Annotated in this window: 16 protein-coding genes; 5 read left to right on the forward strand and 11 right to left on the reverse strand. The window is 52.8% G+C overall.

The window, feature by feature from the left end:
* Window positions 1–476: 476 nt before the first annotated feature.
* From FRY98_RS03900 to FRY98_RS03910, 3 genes are all read right to left on the reverse strand, one after another.
* Window positions 477–1,928: a L,D-transpeptidase family protein gene (locus tag FRY98_RS03900; protein ID WP_148450416.1), complete on the reverse strand. Its 1,452-nt coding sequence runs from the start codon at window positions 1,926–1,928 to the stop codon at window positions 477–479.
* Window positions 1,929–2,108: 180 nt separating this feature from the next.
* On the reverse strand, window positions 2,109–2,351 hold the full coding sequence (locus tag FRY98_RS03905) for a ferredoxin (RefSeq protein ID WP_148450417.1): 243 nt from the start codon (window positions 2,349–2,351) through the stop codon (window positions 2,109–2,111).
* A 146-nt stretch (window positions 2,352–2,497) separates the two neighbouring features.
* Window positions 2,498–3,817: a DNA polymerase IV gene (locus tag FRY98_RS03910; RefSeq protein ID WP_148450418.1), complete on the reverse strand. Its 1,320-nt coding sequence runs from the start codon at window positions 3,815–3,817 to the stop codon at window positions 2,498–2,500.
* 164 nt (window positions 3,818–3,981) lie between these two features.
* Between FRY98_RS03910 and cimA the strand changes: the two genes are divergently transcribed.
* Window positions 3,982–5,601, forward strand: a complete 1,620-nt coding sequence (cimA, locus tag FRY98_RS03915) for a citramalate synthase (protein WP_148450419.1) — start codon at window positions 3,982–3,984, stop codon at window positions 5,599–5,601.
* A 106-nt stretch (window positions 5,602–5,707) separates the two neighbouring features.
* Here cimA and FRY98_RS03920 read toward each other — a convergent pair whose 3' ends face one another.
* Window positions 5,708–6,313, reverse strand: coding sequence for a TlpA family protein disulfide reductase (locus FRY98_RS03920; RefSeq protein WP_170287021.1), 606 nt, complete (start codon window positions 6,311–6,313; stop codon window positions 5,708–5,710).
* Window positions 6,314–6,443: 130 nt separating this feature from the next.
* On the opposite strand from FRY98_RS03920, the gene FRY98_RS03925 reads away from it, so the two are divergent.
* The gene (locus FRY98_RS03925; RefSeq protein ID WP_170287022.1) at window positions 6,444–6,953 is read left to right on the forward strand and encodes a M67 family metallopeptidase; all 510 of its coding nucleotides are present in this window, start codon (window positions 6,444–6,446) and stop codon (window positions 6,951–6,953) included.
* Here FRY98_RS03925 and FRY98_RS03930 read toward each other — a convergent pair.
* The 3 genes from FRY98_RS03930 to FRY98_RS03940 form a co-directional block, all read right to left on the reverse strand.
* Window positions 6,940–7,674: an exonuclease domain-containing protein gene (locus FRY98_RS03930; protein ID WP_148450421.1), complete on the reverse strand. Its 735-nt coding sequence runs from the start codon at window positions 7,672–7,674 to the stop codon at window positions 6,940–6,942. The two genes, FRY98_RS03925 and FRY98_RS03930, sit on opposite strands and share 14 nt — an antisense overlap.
* The gene (locus tag FRY98_RS03935) at window positions 7,671–8,759 is read right to left on the reverse strand and encodes a DUF294 nucleotidyltransferase-like domain-containing protein (protein ID WP_148450422.1); all 1,089 of its coding nucleotides are present in this window, start codon (window positions 8,757–8,759) and stop codon (window positions 7,671–7,673) included. The genes FRY98_RS03930 and FRY98_RS03935 overlap by 4 nt, the downstream gene beginning before the upstream one ends.
* 70 nt (window positions 8,760–8,829) lie before the next feature.
* Window positions 8,830–10,278 carry an ammonium transporter gene (locus FRY98_RS03940; RefSeq protein WP_148450423.1) on the reverse strand — a complete coding sequence of 483 codons (1,449 nt, stop codon included), beginning with the start codon at window positions 10,276–10,278 and terminating at the stop codon, window positions 8,830–8,832.
* Between the two features lie 280 nt (window positions 10,279–10,558).
* Here FRY98_RS03940 and FRY98_RS03945 point away from each other — a divergent pair, with 280 nt between their 5' ends.
* Complete coding sequence (locus tag FRY98_RS03945) at window positions 10,559–11,017, forward strand: MerR family transcriptional regulator (protein ID WP_246565318.1); 459 nt, start codon at window positions 10,559–10,561, stop codon at window positions 11,015–11,017.
* A 55-nt stretch (window positions 11,018–11,072) separates the two neighbouring features.
* Window positions 11,073–11,753 (forward strand): zinc metallopeptidase, encoded by a 681-nt coding sequence (locus FRY98_RS03950; protein ID WP_148450425.1) that lies wholly within the window; start codon window positions 11,073–11,075, stop codon window positions 11,751–11,753.
* A gap of 770 nt (window positions 11,754–12,523) precedes the next feature.
* Here FRY98_RS03950 and tnpA read toward each other — a convergent pair.
* The 3 genes from tnpA to FRY98_RS03965 form a co-directional block, all read right to left on the reverse strand.
* Window positions 12,524–12,994, reverse strand: a complete 471-nt coding sequence (gene tnpA / locus FRY98_RS03955) for an IS200/IS605 family transposase (RefSeq protein ID WP_148450426.1) — start codon at window positions 12,992–12,994, stop codon at window positions 12,524–12,526.
* Between the two features lie 146 nt (window positions 12,995–13,140).
* Window positions 13,141–14,052, reverse strand: a complete 912-nt coding sequence (gene gltC / locus FRY98_RS03960; protein ID WP_148450427.1) for a glutamate biosynthesis transcriptional regulator GltC — start codon at window positions 14,050–14,052, stop codon at window positions 13,141–13,143.
* A 142-nt stretch (window positions 14,053–14,194) separates the two neighbouring features.
* Window positions 14,195–14,809, reverse strand: coding sequence for a rhomboid family intramembrane serine protease (locus tag FRY98_RS03965; protein ID WP_148450428.1), 615 nt, complete (start codon window positions 14,807–14,809; stop codon window positions 14,195–14,197).
* 109 nt (window positions 14,810–14,918) lie between these two features.
* On the opposite strand from FRY98_RS03965, the gene tpx reads away from it, so the two are divergent.
* Window positions 14,919–15,440 (forward strand): thiol peroxidase, encoded by a 522-nt coding sequence (gene tpx, locus FRY98_RS03970; RefSeq protein ID WP_148450429.1) that lies wholly within the window; start codon window positions 14,919–14,921, stop codon window positions 15,438–15,440.
* 91 nt (window positions 15,441–15,531) lie between these two features.
* Here tpx and FRY98_RS03975 read toward each other — a convergent pair whose 3' ends face one another.
* Window positions 15,532–15,924, reverse strand: a complete 393-nt coding sequence (locus tag FRY98_RS03975) for a DUF1499 domain-containing protein (protein WP_148450430.1) — start codon at window positions 15,922–15,924, stop codon at window positions 15,532–15,534.
* Between the last annotated feature and the right edge of the window lie 134 nt (window positions 15,925–16,058).

The raw sequence follows: 16,058 nt of genomic DNA on the forward strand, positions 1-16,058 counted from the left end.
CTATTTCGCCCAGATTCGCTTTTTCGGGAAGAATAGCGGCTAAAAAAGGCCTTATTTCTCTGGAGCGAGTCCAAAAATCGGTTTTCGGCCCGCTTTTCCTTAAAATAAGGCCCCAAATGACCGCTATTTCTCACCGAAGGGACAAATTCGACAAAATAACGCCGCAAATGACCGTTATCCTCTCGCCCGGCTTCAAAGGGAGGCGGTTACGGCCATTAGACCCTTCGGGTTAATGCAACGCTAGTGCTGCCCTACCTCAAAACGGAGTTGGCGTTGACAAATTTGCTCGAGTTTATGGCAACGCTAGTGCCTTTTAGGCCGCTATTTTCCCCGCGAAAGCGAATCGGGCCGAATAACGGCCCGGACGCCGCTATGGCAGCGACAGCGGGGGCCTAGGGAATTTGCGGCGGGGGCATGCTGAATTGAACCCGCTACGCTTTGGCGAAGAGTCCCCTATTACGATAGCTGATGAGGCACTAGTTCAGCCAATGGTAAGTACGCTGGGGATTGGTCTGATCCTGGCGGTTGTCCAGCTTAAAGCGCTCCTCGGGCACCGACTCCGGCTTCGGAAGAATCCCCTTTCCGATCGTCACCTTCGTTCCCTTCGGAACCAGGTCGAACAGTTCCTCCACGTCCTGCTTGGTCATCCGCACGCACCCCAAAGATTCATTCTTGCCGATGCTGTCGGGCTCGTTTGTGCCATGGATCGCATAGTTCGTTTCCGAAAGCTGCATCCCCCGGCTCCCGAATTCCCCGTTATCCCGCCCGTTCGGGTTCACCACTTTATCGGTGATCCGGAACACGCCTTCGGGTGTTCTCTCGCCGCCCAAACCCACTTTATAGTTGCGGAGGATAACGTCCCCGCTGACTACCGCCAAACGATGATTCGCGGTGTCCACGATCACCTCCAATGGTTTGGCAAAGTAAGGTTCCGTACTGGACAAAGTCCCCGTCTTGTCCCCTGCCGAACCCTCCTCGTTCTGGCCCTTCGCCGTTTCCGTCCCCGCTCCCGCTTCCTTCTTCAGGCTCGCCAGCAGCGGTTGGAACGCCTTTTCCATCACCGGATCGCTTCCCGCGAGCCAGTTATTCGGAAATGAACCTGTCAGGGACTGCAAACTTTCCGGCCAGCGGCCTTCCTCCTCCTTATAGTGCCGAATGGCGGAAGAAAGCGCGGCCAGCGATTCCTGGCGCTCGATCCAGGGCAAAGCGCCTTTCCGGAGTCCGGAAGCTTCCGGCGGCGTGCACTCGCAAGTTTTGGCGTCATAGGATTGAAGCGTCGTTCTTCCGGCCTGGGCTTGGCGGACAACCCCGTAAACGACGGGCATCTCCTTGGACCACAGGGACCACCGGCCGGACTGGACCATCCCGAGCACCGCGGTTTCCCGGCCGGCCGCGGGAGCATCGTCCGTTAACATTTCGGCCATAGCGGTATGCTTGCGCTTCGGATCGCCGAAGTACGGCTTGGCTGTATAGCCCCCGCCTTCACCGGCTTCTCCCGCTTCTCCGCCGCTCTTCCCGGATGAGCCCGGCGAATGGCCCCGCTCCGGCAGCTCCGCGGTGAGATCCTGGTCCCCGAGGCCGCCCTCCTCTATGCCCGACTGAGCGGCCGACGAGCTCCCCGGCGCCTGGGCCGACGGCATCCATAAAAACAGCAGCAGCATCAGCGCGACTCCGATTTTGCGCCATAGCGTCGCCTGCTTCTCCTTGCGCATCGACTCCCGCAGCAGGTTCTCCTGATATTCCTTCCATAGATCGGCCGGAACTTTACTTGCTTCAAAGGCCTCGTATACGCTTCCGGCCTGGATGTAACAGTAATGGGCCTTGCCTTCCTGACCCGTCGCCTCATACTCTTTGCCGAGCAAGTACCAGGCCATTTTGTTTTTGGGATGATTCTCCACGTATTTCTTGAGGTAAGCCGAGTTGCTCATCGAAATCCTCCACATGGACAAAATTGACATTTCTCTTTATTCTTTATCGGCAGAGCCGGCCGGGTTGCTAAGCGCCATCCCGAGGTCAGCCGAAAATCGCGACTTTTTGCCTATAAATACAAAAGACACCCCCTGCGAATGGCACAGGAGATGTCTTACCGTGTTCAATATGGAGCCGGTTTAACCTTCTTTGTTGAAAGGTTCATCCGCAATCTTGATGGAATCGGTCGGGCAGCCGTCACAGGCGTCCTGAAGGTCATCGTAGAGGTCCTCCGGAATTTCGGTGACACCGCGGTTGGCGTCACTGTTATAAATAACTTCGGCCAAGCCTTCGTCGTCGTAATCGTAGATATCCGGTGCTGTTGCGCCGCATGCGCCGCAGGCGATGCATGTGTCTTTCTCAACCCAAGTATATTTAGCCATTTTATCTGCCTCCTGAATAAACGGTACAAGTCCGGTTCTTAGTTTGTCACCAAGTTCAATATAATATAAATAGAAAGCAATTTCAATTCTCTTTCCGAATAATCCCATCGCAAAAACAGATGATTTCTACGGATCGATCCTTCGGCTCACGGTTCCTTCGGCTCTCTGAGAAAATCCGTCTGCAATGAAGTGCCGCGAATTTTGTGATTGCGGATCAACGCCGAAGGATCATCGGTCAGCATGCCGGCCGTAAGAACGGCGTTTTCGCCGAATTTGTCGCGAAGCAGGTCCATCGTCTTCGTCAAGGATTCCTTTTTGGGCTGCTGCTCGTAATTGAACAAATCGAGCTGTACGGCGGATTCTTCTTTGGCGACCAGGTTCTGCAGCGTGATGCCGAGCAGCCGGATCGGCCTCCCTTCATTCCAGTGACGACGGTACAACTCGCACGCTTCCCTGTAGACATCTTCGGCCCGCTCGATGACGGTGTCCAGGCTTTGCGAGCGGGTTATCGTCTTCATGTCGGGCGTACGGATCGTAATCTGGACCGTTTGGGCCACCAGGTTTTGTCGCCGCAGCCGCCGGGTTACCTGATCCGCTAAATTCAGCAGCACGCGCTGCACTTCTTCCGTCTGCGTCACATCCCGGGGCAGCGTCGTCGTATGCCCGATCGATTTGTTCTTGTCGCGCTCTTCCCGTACCGGAGAATCGTCGATCCCGTTCGCGGCCCGCTTCATCCAGCTTCCCGCCACGCCGAATTTCTCGTTCAGAAGCCTTTCGTCGGCGGCCGCCAGTTGGCCGATCGTATGAATCCTGAGCCGCTTCAGCTTCTCGGCGGTCTTCCGGCCGATCCCGAACAGCTCGCCGCACGGCTTGTCCCAGAGCAGCGCCGGCACGTCGCGGATGCGCAGAACGGTAATCCCCCTCGGCTTTTTCATATCGGAAGCCATCTTGGCCAGCAGTTTGTTCGGCGCGATCCCGATCGAGCAAGGCAACCCCAGTTCATCCGCCACTCTGGCCTGGATTTCATGAGCAATGTCAAGCGGGGTGCCGAACTGTTTCGACCCGGTGATATCCAGGTAACATTCGTCGATCGAAACGGCCTGAAGCAGCGGAGTGTATTCGTACGCGATATCCATAAACGCCCGGGAATATTTGCGGTACAGATGAAAGTCCGGTTTGATCAGAATCAGCTCCGGACATTTCTTCAGCCCTTGGGCCACGGTCATCCCCGTGGAGATTCCCCGTTTACGGGCCGCGTAAGAGCAGGTGACGATGATGCCTTTGCGAAGCTCTACGCTCCCCGCCACCGCCGTGGGCCGATTCCGGTATTTCTCCGGCTCTTCCGCCTCATGTACCGAACAATAAAAAGCGTTCATATCGATATGCAGCACAACTCTGCCGCGGGCGGGATAGTATTTATCGTTATCGATATTGCCAGTCACGTCCAATACCGTCCCCTCATTCATACTTTCCTGATTCCAGCATACCCCGTTGCCCGAAGGCAGGTCAACAAGCGCCGAATGCAAATTCCTAAAATCCGTGTTACATTTCAAAAAGACAAATGCTATAATAAGAAATTAAAATCGGAGCTTGTATTCCAGAGGACATCCATTAAGGAGGAACATCCAACATGTCAAAGGCTTTATCTATCTTCGACACCACCCTGCGGGACGGTACCCAAGGCGAGGGCATTAGTCTATCGGCCGACGATAAGTTGAAGATTGCCAAGAAGCTGGATCAGCTGGGTGTCCATTATATTGAAGGGGGCATCCCCGGCAGCAACAACAAGGACATCGAGTTTTTCAAGCGCGTACAGGAACTGAAGCTTCAGGCAAAGATCACGGCTTTCGGAAGCACACGGCGAAAAGACAGCCTGGCCGAGCATGACGCGAATCTGAAGCGGATGATCGAATCTGGAGTTCAGGCCGCCACGCTCGTCGGCAAATCGTGGGACTTCCACGTCCACACGGCGCTGCAAACAACGCTGGAAGAGAACTTGGCAATGATCTACGACTCCATCGCTTATTTGAAGCGCCAGGGTCTTGAGGTTATTTTCGACGCCGAGCATTTCTTTGACGGCTACAAGAACAACCCCGAATACGCCCTTTCCGTCATGGCCAAAGCGGAAGCAGCCGGGGCCGATTGGCTCGTCATGTGCGACACGAACGGCGGAACGATGCCGCATGAAGTGCATGACATCGTCAGCGTGCTGGCAGGACGCGTGACAAACTCCCGTTTGGGCATTCACACCCATAACGATTGCGAGCTGGCGGTGGCCAATTCGCTTAGCGCGGTACGGGCCGGCGCGGAACAAATCCAGGGAACGATGAACGGTTACGGCGAGCGCTGCGGCAACGCCAATCTGTGCTCCATCATTCCCAACCTCCAGCTCAAGCTGGGCTACCAGGTTCTGGAGGAGGACCAACTGAAGCAATTGACCAATACGGCGCGTTACATCAGCGAAATCGCCAATGTTTACATGCCGGTCAACCAGCCTTATGTGGGGACGGCGGCCTTCGCCCACAAGGGCGGCATCCATGTTTCGGCGATTTTGCGGGATTCCCGCACTTATGAGCATGTCGCTCCCGAAACGGTGGGCAACCGCCAGCGCGTCCTCGTCTCCGAACTGGCCGGACAGAGCAACGTCCTCTCCAAGGCGCAGGAAATGGGCATCGCCTTCGATCCCGAGAACGAGAATACGCGGGAAGTCATCGCCAAGATCAAAGATCTGGAGCATCAAGGCTATCAATTCGAAGGGGCCGACGCTTCGCTGGAGCTGCTGCTGAGACAGGCCAACGGCGATCTTAAGGAGCTCTTCGTCTTTGAATCGTTCAAGATGCTGGTCGAGAAATCCGCGGGCAAACCGGTTATTTCGGAAGCTTTCGTTAAACTGAACATCGACGGAAACAGCATCTATACCGCCGCCGAGGGGAACGGACCGGTCAACGCGCTCGATAACGCCCTCCGCAAGGCGCTTATCACTTATTACCCTGCCCTGCAGGAAATACACTTATCCGACTATAAGGTAAGAGTGCTCGACGACAAGGACGCCACCGCTTCCAAGGTCCGGGTTCTGATCGAATCCCGGAATTACGAGAACTCCTGGAGCACGGTCGGCGTATCCGGCAATGTCATCGAGGCCAGTTGGGAAGCCCTCGTCGACAGTTTGCGCTACGCGCTGATCGGCCAGACCAAGCGGGAGGATTACACTGAAATTCCATCGGCCGGACGCGGTTTGGTGAATCACTAAACCGGGGAATCCCCCCAAAAAAAACGTCAGAGTTTTTCTACCCGTCTTGGGAAGAGAAGTTCTGACGTTTTTTAAGTTGGTTCATTTGGATGAATCGGGCTGTCGGCTACTTCTCCACAAGCTTGCGGATTTTGGCCTCCAGTTCCTCTGGGGGAAGAGTCCCGACGACAACATCTCGGATCTTCCCATCCGGATCGATCAGCACGTTCGTCGGAAAAGCGACGCCATTGTATTTTCGGTAAACCTTTTCCTTCTCATCCAGCAATACGGGAAATGTATATCCGTAATCTTTCACGAAGGCCTTGGCGTCATCAAGCTTATCATAAAAGGTGACATTAACCGCAAAGACGTCCAGGGTATCGCTATACTTCTCCGCCAGCTTGACCAGGTCCGGAGCTTCCTCTTTACAAGGGTCGCACCAGGAAGCCCAAAAGTTAAGTAACAGCGGCTTATCCCTTTTACCGCCAACCTGGTAGGTTTTCCCATCCAATCCAACGAGAGCAAACTCGGGAGCTTTCGTCCCCGGCTTCGGGACGTTGGCCGCCACCATGGCGTCGATCGCCTGGTTTTTCCCGGCTGCCCCCGCCTCTTTGGCCTCCTGCGATTTTCCGTTCCCCAGAAAGGACAACCATCCATTCCCCTGGTTATCATAAACCGCGTAGGTCAACAGCAGCAACAGCAATCCCGCCCAGATCCAACCGTTCTTTCTCATGTGCGCAACTTCCTTTATGTTATGGTATGATACGCTTGAAATTTACTTTATTTGTTCTATTGTACCCCGTTTACGCAAAATGTTACAAACATGTGCCAGCAGGATCTTCTCAAGGAGGAAAATCGCCGCTATGACGTGTCTTGTCGATCGAAAACCCTATCAAACCCCGACGATCCTCCTGCCCATGTCCGTGCGCGATGAAATCGCCGCGGACACCTATGACCGTTTACCTCGCGAGGCCTGCGGCGCCTTGTTCGGCGCGCGTAACCCCGAGCTGATTGTGGTCGAGAACTACAGGCCACTCACCAATGCGGCGGAAAATCCGGATCATGCCTTCCTGCTAAAACCCGAGGAGTGGGTAAAGTGCTGCTTCACCCCAAACTTCATCGGGATTTATCATTCGCATCCCACCACACTGCCCGAGCCCTCCGCGACGGATCTGGAAGATCTGCCGCGATTCGGCTCCCTTTTTCCACTTTATATGATCGGCTCACCGGTCTCCTTCGGAGACGGCAAGGCCGCGGCCCAAGCAAAAAAGCCGCCCGATGATCCGGACGACTTCTTATTGAATGCCTATTTCATTGAGGAGACCGAACGTTTAAAGTACGATCTGAGCAAAATAATGATTACGTTTTGCTAAGAAAATGATAAAGGTCCCCCAATGTGATCACACCCCGTTCTCTTAATTGGCCGATCATCGCCTGCCAGAGAGAGGAGGTCATTTTGGCGTCCTCCAGCGCGTGATGCCGCTGCAAAATCGGAATTTCGTAGACGCGGAGCCAGTCGTCAAGCGACGAGACCTTCCGATCGGGAGCCAGTTTCTGAGCGATCATCATCGTATCCAGGACCCGGTGCCCCAGATGCGCTTTGGTCGTCTTCCACAAGGCCACGTCCAAAAACGCTTTGTCATGCGCGCTTCCGTGCGCGATCAGTACGCGGTCGTCGACAAAGGCCATGAATTCTCGCAAGGCCTGCAACAGAGCAGGTGCATTCTGGGCCATTTCCTGGGTAATACCCGTCAGCTCGACAATGCGTTCCGGTACGGAGCAAGCCGGCTTACAAAGGGAATAATACACTTCGCCCGTCATTTCCTCGCCGTTCATCTTCACCGCCCCGAAGGACAAAATCTCATCACCGTAATGATAATGGAAGCCCGTCGTTTCCAAATCAAATACCGCCGTTTTCAGTTGACTTAGCGGAACGTGAAGCGTCTCCGGCCGGCGCTGCCCCTTGGTCAGTGAACGCACAAACGCGATTTGCTGCGCGCTCGGCGCCCCCAGCATGGAGGCGATCCGAGGAGAGATCCCCCCGCCTTTGAGCGCATCCCAAAATCCGCCGTTTCCCTTCATCGGTTCCTTCATAGCCATTTCCTTTCTGCGTATCGCTGCTGCCGTTGCAGGGTGCGGTACATGAGCTTTACGGTGCCCAAAGCCTCCCGTAGCTCACTGCGAATCTCCTTCTTGCGCAGCCATTCCCCGGGCAAGAATCCCGTCCCCGACAGAACGCCGCCTTCCTCTTTATACGAAGCGAGAGATCGAAATCGCAGCGCGGTATAAAACGCCTTCTGGCTTAATTCCAGCCACCTGAATGGAACGGCCTCCAGCTGATTTAGCTGGTTCAACCGCTCCAGGGTGGAGGACCCGCTGACGCCATACACCACCGCAAGGTAGCGGATCGCGTTTACAATAGGTAAATAAAGTCCGTACTTCACGTCAAAATCACCCGCATGTTCCCCGTTCTGCTCCGTGATCACTTGTCCGAGTACATTCAATGCCGCCTTATGGCGTACGGTATTGCGGAGAACGGCCGCCCCAAGGTCCTGTTCCGGCGATGACTTCCGCTCAAAAACATCGTGCATCACCCGGCGGAACGCTGCGGATAACGAGCCGTCCCCGGCGATGTGACGCATGTCCGCCGCAATCATCAAGTATCTCACCTGTTCCCAGCCAAGCTCGCTTCTCCAGTTTTCCAGTTGCCTGCCCCATTCTTTAACGGTCTTTCTCCAAAGCGGGTTGGAGACCATAACATTTCCCGGGCAAGGCGGATATCCGGACTTCTCCAAAATATGAGAAAGCCGGGGGCCAAAGATAGCGAAATAATCTTTTGCCGCCGGATCCCCGTTTTCCTCTATCACGAGTCCGTTATCCTGATCGCTCCAAAGCGTCTGCTCGTTCCGGCCCGCGCTGCCGAAGGCGATAAAGGCATATGGAGCGGGAGGAGGGCCGAAGCCCTCCTTCATTAACTGCCGCTCGCATATCTCTGTCGCACGGGACATCACGGCATCATGCAGTTCCCCGACCAGCCGGTTCCAAACTCCAATGTTCGTGGTCGCAAAACCTTCGTACAGACGTGTCTGTTCCTCCAGTCTTGCCGATCCCAATCCCTCCGGATCGGAAGCCGCCCGGATCGATTGGAGGTTCACCTCTTTCATGGCCGATTCGCTCATAGGCCCGACTTCCTTTCTACCCGGATGTTCAAACTATATAAGTTTATTTACTTATATATGCTGTTATTTCTTACAGGGCTGGATCGCTTTTCACGATTCTTGGTTTATCGGCACCCGCCTTTGCGCCGGGATCGGCCGCCAAGCCGCCTTGATTCAACAGATTCATTTGCTCCGGATACCCGTAGGTACCGTGTTCGCTGATGTCCAGCCCCATCATTTCCTCTTCTTCCGTGACGCGCAGCCCCATCAGCATTTTCATACCGCCGAGCAGGAGGAAGGACAACACGAGTACGAAGGCAAATGTTCCGACAACCCCGAGAAGCTGAACACCAAGCTGCCCGAAACCTCCGCCGTAGAACAAACCGGCCTTCCCCACACCCGTCGTTTCCGCCAATTCCGGTGTAGCGAACAAGCCTGTGGAGATCGCTCCCCATACCCCCGCAATTCCGTGAACCGAGAATGCGTAGATCGGATCGTCGATGCCGGCCCGTTCAAACCATCTGGCGGTGAAGAAAGTCAGCACGCCGGCTACCGCGCCGATGACGATGGAAGCCCAAGCGTCGACGAAAGCACAGGAACCCGTAATGGCCACCAGCGCCGCCAGAACGCCGTTCAGCATGCTCGGAATATCGGATTTGCCCATCACGGCCCAGGAGATCAACAGCGCCGCTACCGCACCGGCCGCAGCCGCCAGATTCGTCGTCATCAGGACATAACCGAAGAATCCGTCACCCAGCGGAGTCAATGCGCTGCCGGGGTTAAAACCAAACCAGCCGATCCAAAGAATGATGACGCCGAGCACGGTTAACACTTGGTTGTGGCCCGGAATGCTGTTAGGTTTGCCGTCTTTGCTGTATTTGCCCAAACGCGGTTTCAATAGAATGGTCGCCGCGAGCGCCGCGGTCGCACCGGTCAAATGCACTACCGTCGAACCGGCGTAATCCTGCATGCCCAGAGAACCCAGCCAGCCGCCGCCCCATACCCAGTGAGCCACAATCGGATACATAATCGTCAGGAACAACACGCCGAACACGATATATACGCTCAGCTTGGCGCGCTCAGCCATGCCTCCGCAGGCAATCGCCAGCGATACGGCCGCAAAGGCCATTTGGAACAAGAACATCAGATCCAGCGGAACACCTACTTCAGAAAATACGGAGAACGATCCGATGGCGTCTTGGCCTCCGTAGAAAAATCCGGTCGTCCCCAAAAAGCTGTTGCCGTCGCCAAAAGCGAAGCCGAAGCCGAAAGCCCACCAGACGATCACGGTAATACCCAGCGTCAGAACGGTCTTCCCTGCGACATGACCCGCGTTTTTCATCCGGACCGACCCCGCTTCCAATAAAGCAAAGCCGGCTTGCATAAAGAACACCAGCATCGCGGCCAGGAAGACAAACAAGGATTTTAAGCCGATTTCCAGAACCGGTGCGGTCAATTCCCCTTCGGCCGCAAACGCGGATACCGGAAAAGCGAATGCCGCTACCGCCCCTAACAGTCCAAACAGCCATTTCTTTTTCATTGAGACCCACTCCCTAATGTCATATTTCCTAACACAAATCAAAATGTTAAGGTGATTATAAGACGAAAAATATAAACATGACAATACCTTTTTTGAAAAAAACAGCAAAAGTGCAAATAACCTAACATAAAGTGTAAAACAATCGACTATATTGTAATTAAGTAACTGAAAAATATAAAGTATAACGTTTGACTGTATACTTCATTGTGGAGTATCATATTTTAGTAAGAAAGATATGGCAGGTTCCTTTTGCCGTATCTGCTCCTTTATGGATATATTGATGAAGAGAGGTGATCCTATTGGAGTCGTAAAGCTTTACCGGATCGGGGAATTGGCGAAAGCCGCAGGGATCAGCGAACGCACCATCGACTATTACACCAAACTCGGCTTGATTGCTCCCGAAAAACGGACGCAAAAGAACTACAGATTATACAGCTCTGAAACCTTGTCACGCTTGGAACGTATTATTCAGATGAAGCAGGAAAAGTACTCCCTGGAGGAAATCCGTGAGAAGCTCCAGCAATGGAGTAAAGTTTCGAGCGAAGAACTGGTTACCGAAAGGCTAAGTTCGCTTGAGATGCACATGCAGCAGTTGGAGCGGGAGGTTAAAGAGCTTGAACCGCTGATTTCCAGTCTGAAACCGGGCCAAGCGAAGAAGGCTTTCTCCCATCTGATGCCGCAAAGCCTGGCATGCATCGAGGCGCTGCGTATTATTCTTAACAACGGGCCCTTCAGTTAGAGCACTTTTTCCTTAGACATCCCTAGCTTCTATGACTTTTTTGGAGGAATGACAAATGTACTCTGACGTAATGCTTATACCCATTTTATTGGCGTTCGGCTTGACCTTATGGGCACAGTTCCGGGTATCCGGTACCTTTAAAAGATGGGCAAAAGTACCGAATATGTACGGATTGACAGGTCATGACGCCGCCCGTCGCATGCTGGATGCCAACGGATTGTACGATGTTCCGATCGAACCTGTTCGGGGCTCGCTGACCGACCATTACGATCCGATTCACCGGGTCGTTCGGTTGTCGGAACCGGTTTATTACGAGAACTCCATCTCGGCCGTGGCCGTGGCCTGCCACGAGGTGGGGCACGCCATACAGCACAAGGAATCCTACCCTATGCTCGTCCTGCGGCACAGAATGTTTCCCGTCGTCAATTTCGCTTCGGGCATAGCGCCGTTTTTGCTGCTCGCCGGCTTTTTGTTCGGCATGTTCAATTTGATCGGGCTAGGGATTATTTTCTTCTCCGCAGCGGTTCTGTTTCAGTTGGTTACGCTGCCGGTAGAATTTAACGCCAGTAACCGGGCACGCAAAATCATGCTGCAGCAAGGCTTTATTTCGCCTAACGAAGAACAAGGCGTGGCCAAGGTCCTAAATTCCGCCGCCTTGACTTATGTTGCCGCCGCCCTGCTGTCCTTGCTCGAGCTGCTCCGGTACATCCTGCTGTTTGTAGGCAACCGGGAATAATGAATCTTTACGAGAAAAAAAAGCGCAGGAGTCCTGGTTTCCAAGGCTCCTGCGCTTTTTTGATTTACTTCGATCTTGTCCCCAATCATAACCATCCGTTTGACGGGTGGTTTTCTCTAAGGCTATAAGCCTTTATTACCGGCTAGCGTCTTAAGACGCTAGCTTTCACTACGTTCAAGCTATTAGGTCGTTGCCACTTTTGCCTACCTCTAGGGGTGCGATTATTTACTCTAGCTAGTACCCCGTCAGACTACCTTGATACATAGAATTCCTGCATATGTGCATGTTTTTTCTTGTTTGGGGCCAAAAATTTTAAAATTCCTGCAAATCTGCAGGAATTTTCGACAAAACCGGCTTGTTTCTCTAAATTCGCTAGAAATTCCTGCGGATTTGCATCTTTTTTCGCATCCCCTTGAGGATCGGCCTAAAATTCCTGCAGATTTGCATCTTTTTTGGAGTTGGACGTGTGGAAGCACACTAGGCGCCTCTTTGTATATGACATATCACTTCGATTAGCCATAAACCACCTTTTCCTTTCGTTAATACATAGTTAGGTTGAACACTCCTATGATAACGACCCCATCAGGTGGTTTTTGTTTTGCACGCTTCGCGAGCTCCACTGGCTGAAGCCCCCATCAGTCATAACCACCGGCTTAGCCGGTGGCTTCCATCAGCCCTATAAGGGCATGGTACTAGCAAGCGCCTAAGAAGGCGCACTGAAAGTCTGCCAACCGCGAGCGGTCTCGGGCATGCCCCTTAAAGGGGCTTTTTTACTTGCCCTTTCCTACCGACTCACCCGTAAACGGGTCGAACAGTTCTTTCATCGTGAGTTGTTCGTAGTTCTTATCTTCTGTTAGCTGATTCCGAATGTATTCGGCGATCGCTTTCCTGTTACGTCCTACCGTATCCACAAAGTATCCTCTACACCAAAACTGTCGATTTCCGTACCGATACTTTAGATTCGCAAACTTATCGAAGATCATCAGCGAACTTTTTCCCTTCAAGTATCCCATAAATTCCGACACACTTAACTTAGGAGGGATACTTACCAGCATGTGAATATGGTCTGGGCATGCCTCCGCCTCATGAATCTCCACACCTTTTCTCTCACATAGCTCTCGAATGATTTTTCCGATTTCTCTTTTTAATTTCCCATAGATCACTTGTCGTCTGTACTTTGGCGCAAATACGATATGGTATTTGCAGTTCCAGCGTGTATGTGCTAGACTGCTCTTATCCATTTCCCTTGTCCTCCTTGATTTCATGATGCGGTTGGCAGACCGGCTATCATTTTATCATAAAGGTCAAGGGATTTTTACTCATAGCTATAAGCTTTCCTGAACCCCCAGTCAAACTGGGGGTTTTCTTCGACAAAAAAACCGCCTCGTCATTGACTCGGCGGCGTATCAACCTGCAGGCCGAAATACTCCAGCAGAAAAACCCGAAAAGATTGTGCCACGAGTGGCAGTTTCTCATCCGCACGATGGATCAGTCCGATCGTTCGGGTCACCTTGGGCTCCGAAATCCGCACACGGCTGGGCTGGAGCATAAAGCTCTGAAACAGCGCCATCTCCGGCAGCAGACTTACCCCCATTCCCGCGGCGACCAGTCCGCGGATCGTATCCGTTTCTTCGCCTTCAAAAGCGATTTTCGGCGTAAATCCAGCTTCCTGGCACGCTTGCCAAACGATAGGCCGCAAGGAATAGCCTTTGCTGAAAAGAATGAATTTGTCGTCTTTCAGTTGACTCAGCTTGATGCTTTGCTCTCCGGCGAGCGGATGGCTCGGCGGCATGATCGCCACCAAATCCTCGGTCAGCACGACGTTGCCGACAACTTGATCGTGATTCTCAGGAAAAGGCGAAATGAACGCCAAATCAACTTCTCCGGATACGACGTCCCGGATCAGCGTTGGATAAGTCCCCTGTCTAAACCGGAACTTGACGTTCGGGTAGAGCTTGCGAAACTCGGCGACGACGCTGGGAATAATATGAATGCCCAGACTGTTCGGAAAGCCGAGCCGAATCTCCCCCTGTTCGGGGTCCAGAAACTCATGGACTTCATTCACCGCACGGTCCAGATCTTTCAAAATGCTCTCCACCCGGCTGCAAAAGAGCTGGCCGACCGCCGTAAGCTGCAGATTTCTGCCCTTTTGCATAAATAGGTTTACGCCGAGTTCCTGTTCCAACTGGTGGATTTGTCGGCTCACCGCAGACTGGGCGACGTGCAGTTCCTCCGCCGCCTGGGTGACATGCTCTTTTCTCGCCACTTTTAGAAAGTATTGCAGTTGTCTTAATTCCACGAATCTATCGCTCCATTTCGCATCTGTTCATAAAATCCGCATAAGGGCTGATCAGCATAAAAGGGCTTACAATCCATGCATCGACGAATTTCTAGAGAAAGTGGTGATTTACCTCTAATGTACCATGGACGATCCTGCGGGTTCAACGTCGTTTTAACACCCGAATAATAAGACCGTAGAGGAAGAACCCGCCAATCAAGCCGCCAAAGTGCGCCATCCAGTTGACCTGAGGAACCATTAGGGAGAAGACCACCCCGATGATCAGAAGGCTGTACAACGTTTGCCGCGAGCTTGTATCCATCAGATGTCTCTGCAACAGGGCAATATACAAAAACGCGCCGTACACCCCATAAATCGCCCCGGAGGCACCCACGGACAAATGATTCTCCATCGATTGCCGGTAAATCTCCAAGCTGATCAGATTCCCCACAAGGCCGCTGGCCAAATAAAGCAGGGCGTATCTCCAATGTCCAAGCAGGCGCTCCAGCGGCGGGGCAAACACCAATATGGCAAAACAGTTGGAGATCAGGTGCGTCAGGTCGTGATGAAGAAACATGGATGAGAAAAGCCTCCACCACTCGCTGGCGAAGGGCTCCACATTCGTGAGAGCGCCGTATTTCAGCTGAGTCAAAGCGTCGCCCGATCCACCATTGAATGTAAGGACGAGAAACATAATCACATTTGCCGCTAGGATCAAGCTGGTTACCGGATAATAGCGGAGATAGCTTTTCCAGTTTTCATAACGAATAAATATCATCGGAACCTTCCTTTGCACAATCATGAATTCCTAAATATTGGACAATCCCAAATTAAAACGACTATAATGAAGACTGAACCCATTATCTCATGTTTAGGAGGAGAAAGAAATGACACAAGAACGCACAAGCGTGGCAACATTTAAAGGCAATCCCCTCACCTTGGTGGGCCCGGAACTTAAAGTCGGCGACACCGCTCCGGACTTCCGGCTGAATAAAAACCTGCTTGAAGAAGCCACTCTTCAGGACTTTGCCGGCAAGATTAAACTCATCAGTGTCGTCCCCTCCCTGGATACAGGCGTGTGCGACGCGCAAACCCGCCGTTTCAACGAGGAAGCCGCCGGCCTTGGCGATGACGTCGTTATTCTGACCGTCAGCTGCGATCTTCCATTCGCTCAAGCACGCTGGTGCGGAGCTGCCGGTGTGGATCGCGTCGTTACTTTGTCCGACTACAAAGACAATTCGTTCGGCAAAGCCTACGGGGTTCTGATTAAGGAATTCGCCCTGGATCAGCGCGCCGTCTTCGTGGTGGACAAGGAGAATAAAATCCGCTATGTCGAAGTGCTGAAAGAAATGTCCGAGCATCCTGACTACGAAAAGCCGGTGGCCGCGGTCAAAGAATTGCTGGGCTAATGGATGTAAACAATTAGTCGATTCATATCGGTTTGCATAAAGAAGCGAGCAAAGAGGGAAGCCCTCCCTGCTCGCTTCTTTTCCTTCCGGGCTAGGACGTCACTTTGTAGGACGACAGTTTCTTATCCAACATCGAGTATAAATGCAGAATGTTCCGGTAATTCGCCCCTAGATCGCCGAACGATCCACGGGTGGCCGAATAAATGTCTACCGCCGTACGCATCGGACCGGTGGATACGATCGAGACCGTAATATCCATAACTCTTCCCAGGCTCGTGCGTTTCTCCAGTGTGATTTCTCCGACCGAAGGCACCTCGTGCAGCACTTTGTAACCGGGGATTTTCTTCAACGTGGAGGAAACCTCCTCCCACATTCTATCCCTGGATAATTGATAATATCTTGTTTTCAATTCAGGCATTTTCGCGCGGTCGCTCGTTCCCTCTTGGCTGCGGAAAATACCGACTAACGTTCTCTTGAATGACAAGCCGCTCTTCCTCCTTTATCCTACTGACACAACAAGAATACGATTTCATCTATGTATATTCTAACATTGTTGACGAACAAACAAAAGAGAGGGCCCTTTCCCGATGGCTCACTCCACAAAAAAAGCGCCTCGAA

The sequence above is a fragment of the Paenibacillus faecis genome (genome assembly GCF_008084145.1).
Lineage (GTDB): Bacteria > Bacillota > Bacilli > Paenibacillales > Paenibacillaceae > Fontibacillus > Fontibacillus faecis.

Coding starts and splice junctions, on each gene's coding strand:
- FRY98_RS03900 (WP_148450416.1), bottom strand. CDS start 1,928: ATGAGCAACTCGGCTTACCTCAAGAAATACGTGGAGAATCATCCCAAA.
- FRY98_RS03905 (WP_148450417.1), bottom strand. CDS start 2,351: ATGGCTAAATATACTTGGGTTGAGAAAGACACATGCATCGCCTGCGGC.
- FRY98_RS03910 (WP_148450418.1), bottom strand. CDS start 3,817: ATGAATGAGGGGACGGTATTGGACGTGACTGGCAATATCGATAACGAT.
- cimA (WP_148450419.1), top strand. CDS start 3,982: ATGTCAAAGGCTTTATCTATCTTCGACACCACCCTGCGGGACGGTACC.
- FRY98_RS03920 (WP_170287021.1), bottom strand. CDS start 6,313: ATGAGAAAGAACGGTTGGATCTGGGCGGGATTGCTGTTGCTGCTGTTG.
- FRY98_RS03925 (WP_170287022.1), top strand. CDS start 6,444: ATGACGTGTCTTGTCGATCGAAAACCCTATCAAACCCCGACGATCCTC.
- FRY98_RS03930 (WP_148450421.1), bottom strand. CDS start 7,674: ATGAAGGAACCGATGAAGGGAAACGGCGGATTTTGGGATGCGCTCAAA.
- FRY98_RS03935 (WP_148450422.1), bottom strand. CDS start 8,759: ATGAGCGAATCGGCCATGAAAGAGGTGAACCTCCAATCGATCCGGGCG.
- FRY98_RS03940 (WP_148450423.1), bottom strand. CDS start 10,278: ATGAAAAAGAAATGGCTGTTTGGACTGTTAGGGGCGGTAGCGGCATTC.
- FRY98_RS03945 (WP_246565318.1), top strand. CDS start 10,559: ATGAAGAGAGGTGATCCTATTGGAGTCGTAAAGCTTTACCGGATCGGG.
- FRY98_RS03950 (WP_148450425.1), top strand. CDS start 11,073: ATGTACTCTGACGTAATGCTTATACCCATTTTATTGGCGTTCGGCTTG.
- tnpA (WP_148450426.1), bottom strand. CDS start 12,994: ATGGATAAGAGCAGTCTAGCACATACACGCTGGAACTGCAAATACCAT.
- FRY98_RS03965 (WP_148450428.1), bottom strand. CDS start 14,809: ATGATATTTATTCGTTATGAAAACTGGAAAAGCTATCTCCGCTATTAT.
- tpx (WP_148450429.1), top strand. CDS start 14,919: ATGACACAAGAACGCACAAGCGTGGCAACATTTAAAGGCAATCCCCTC.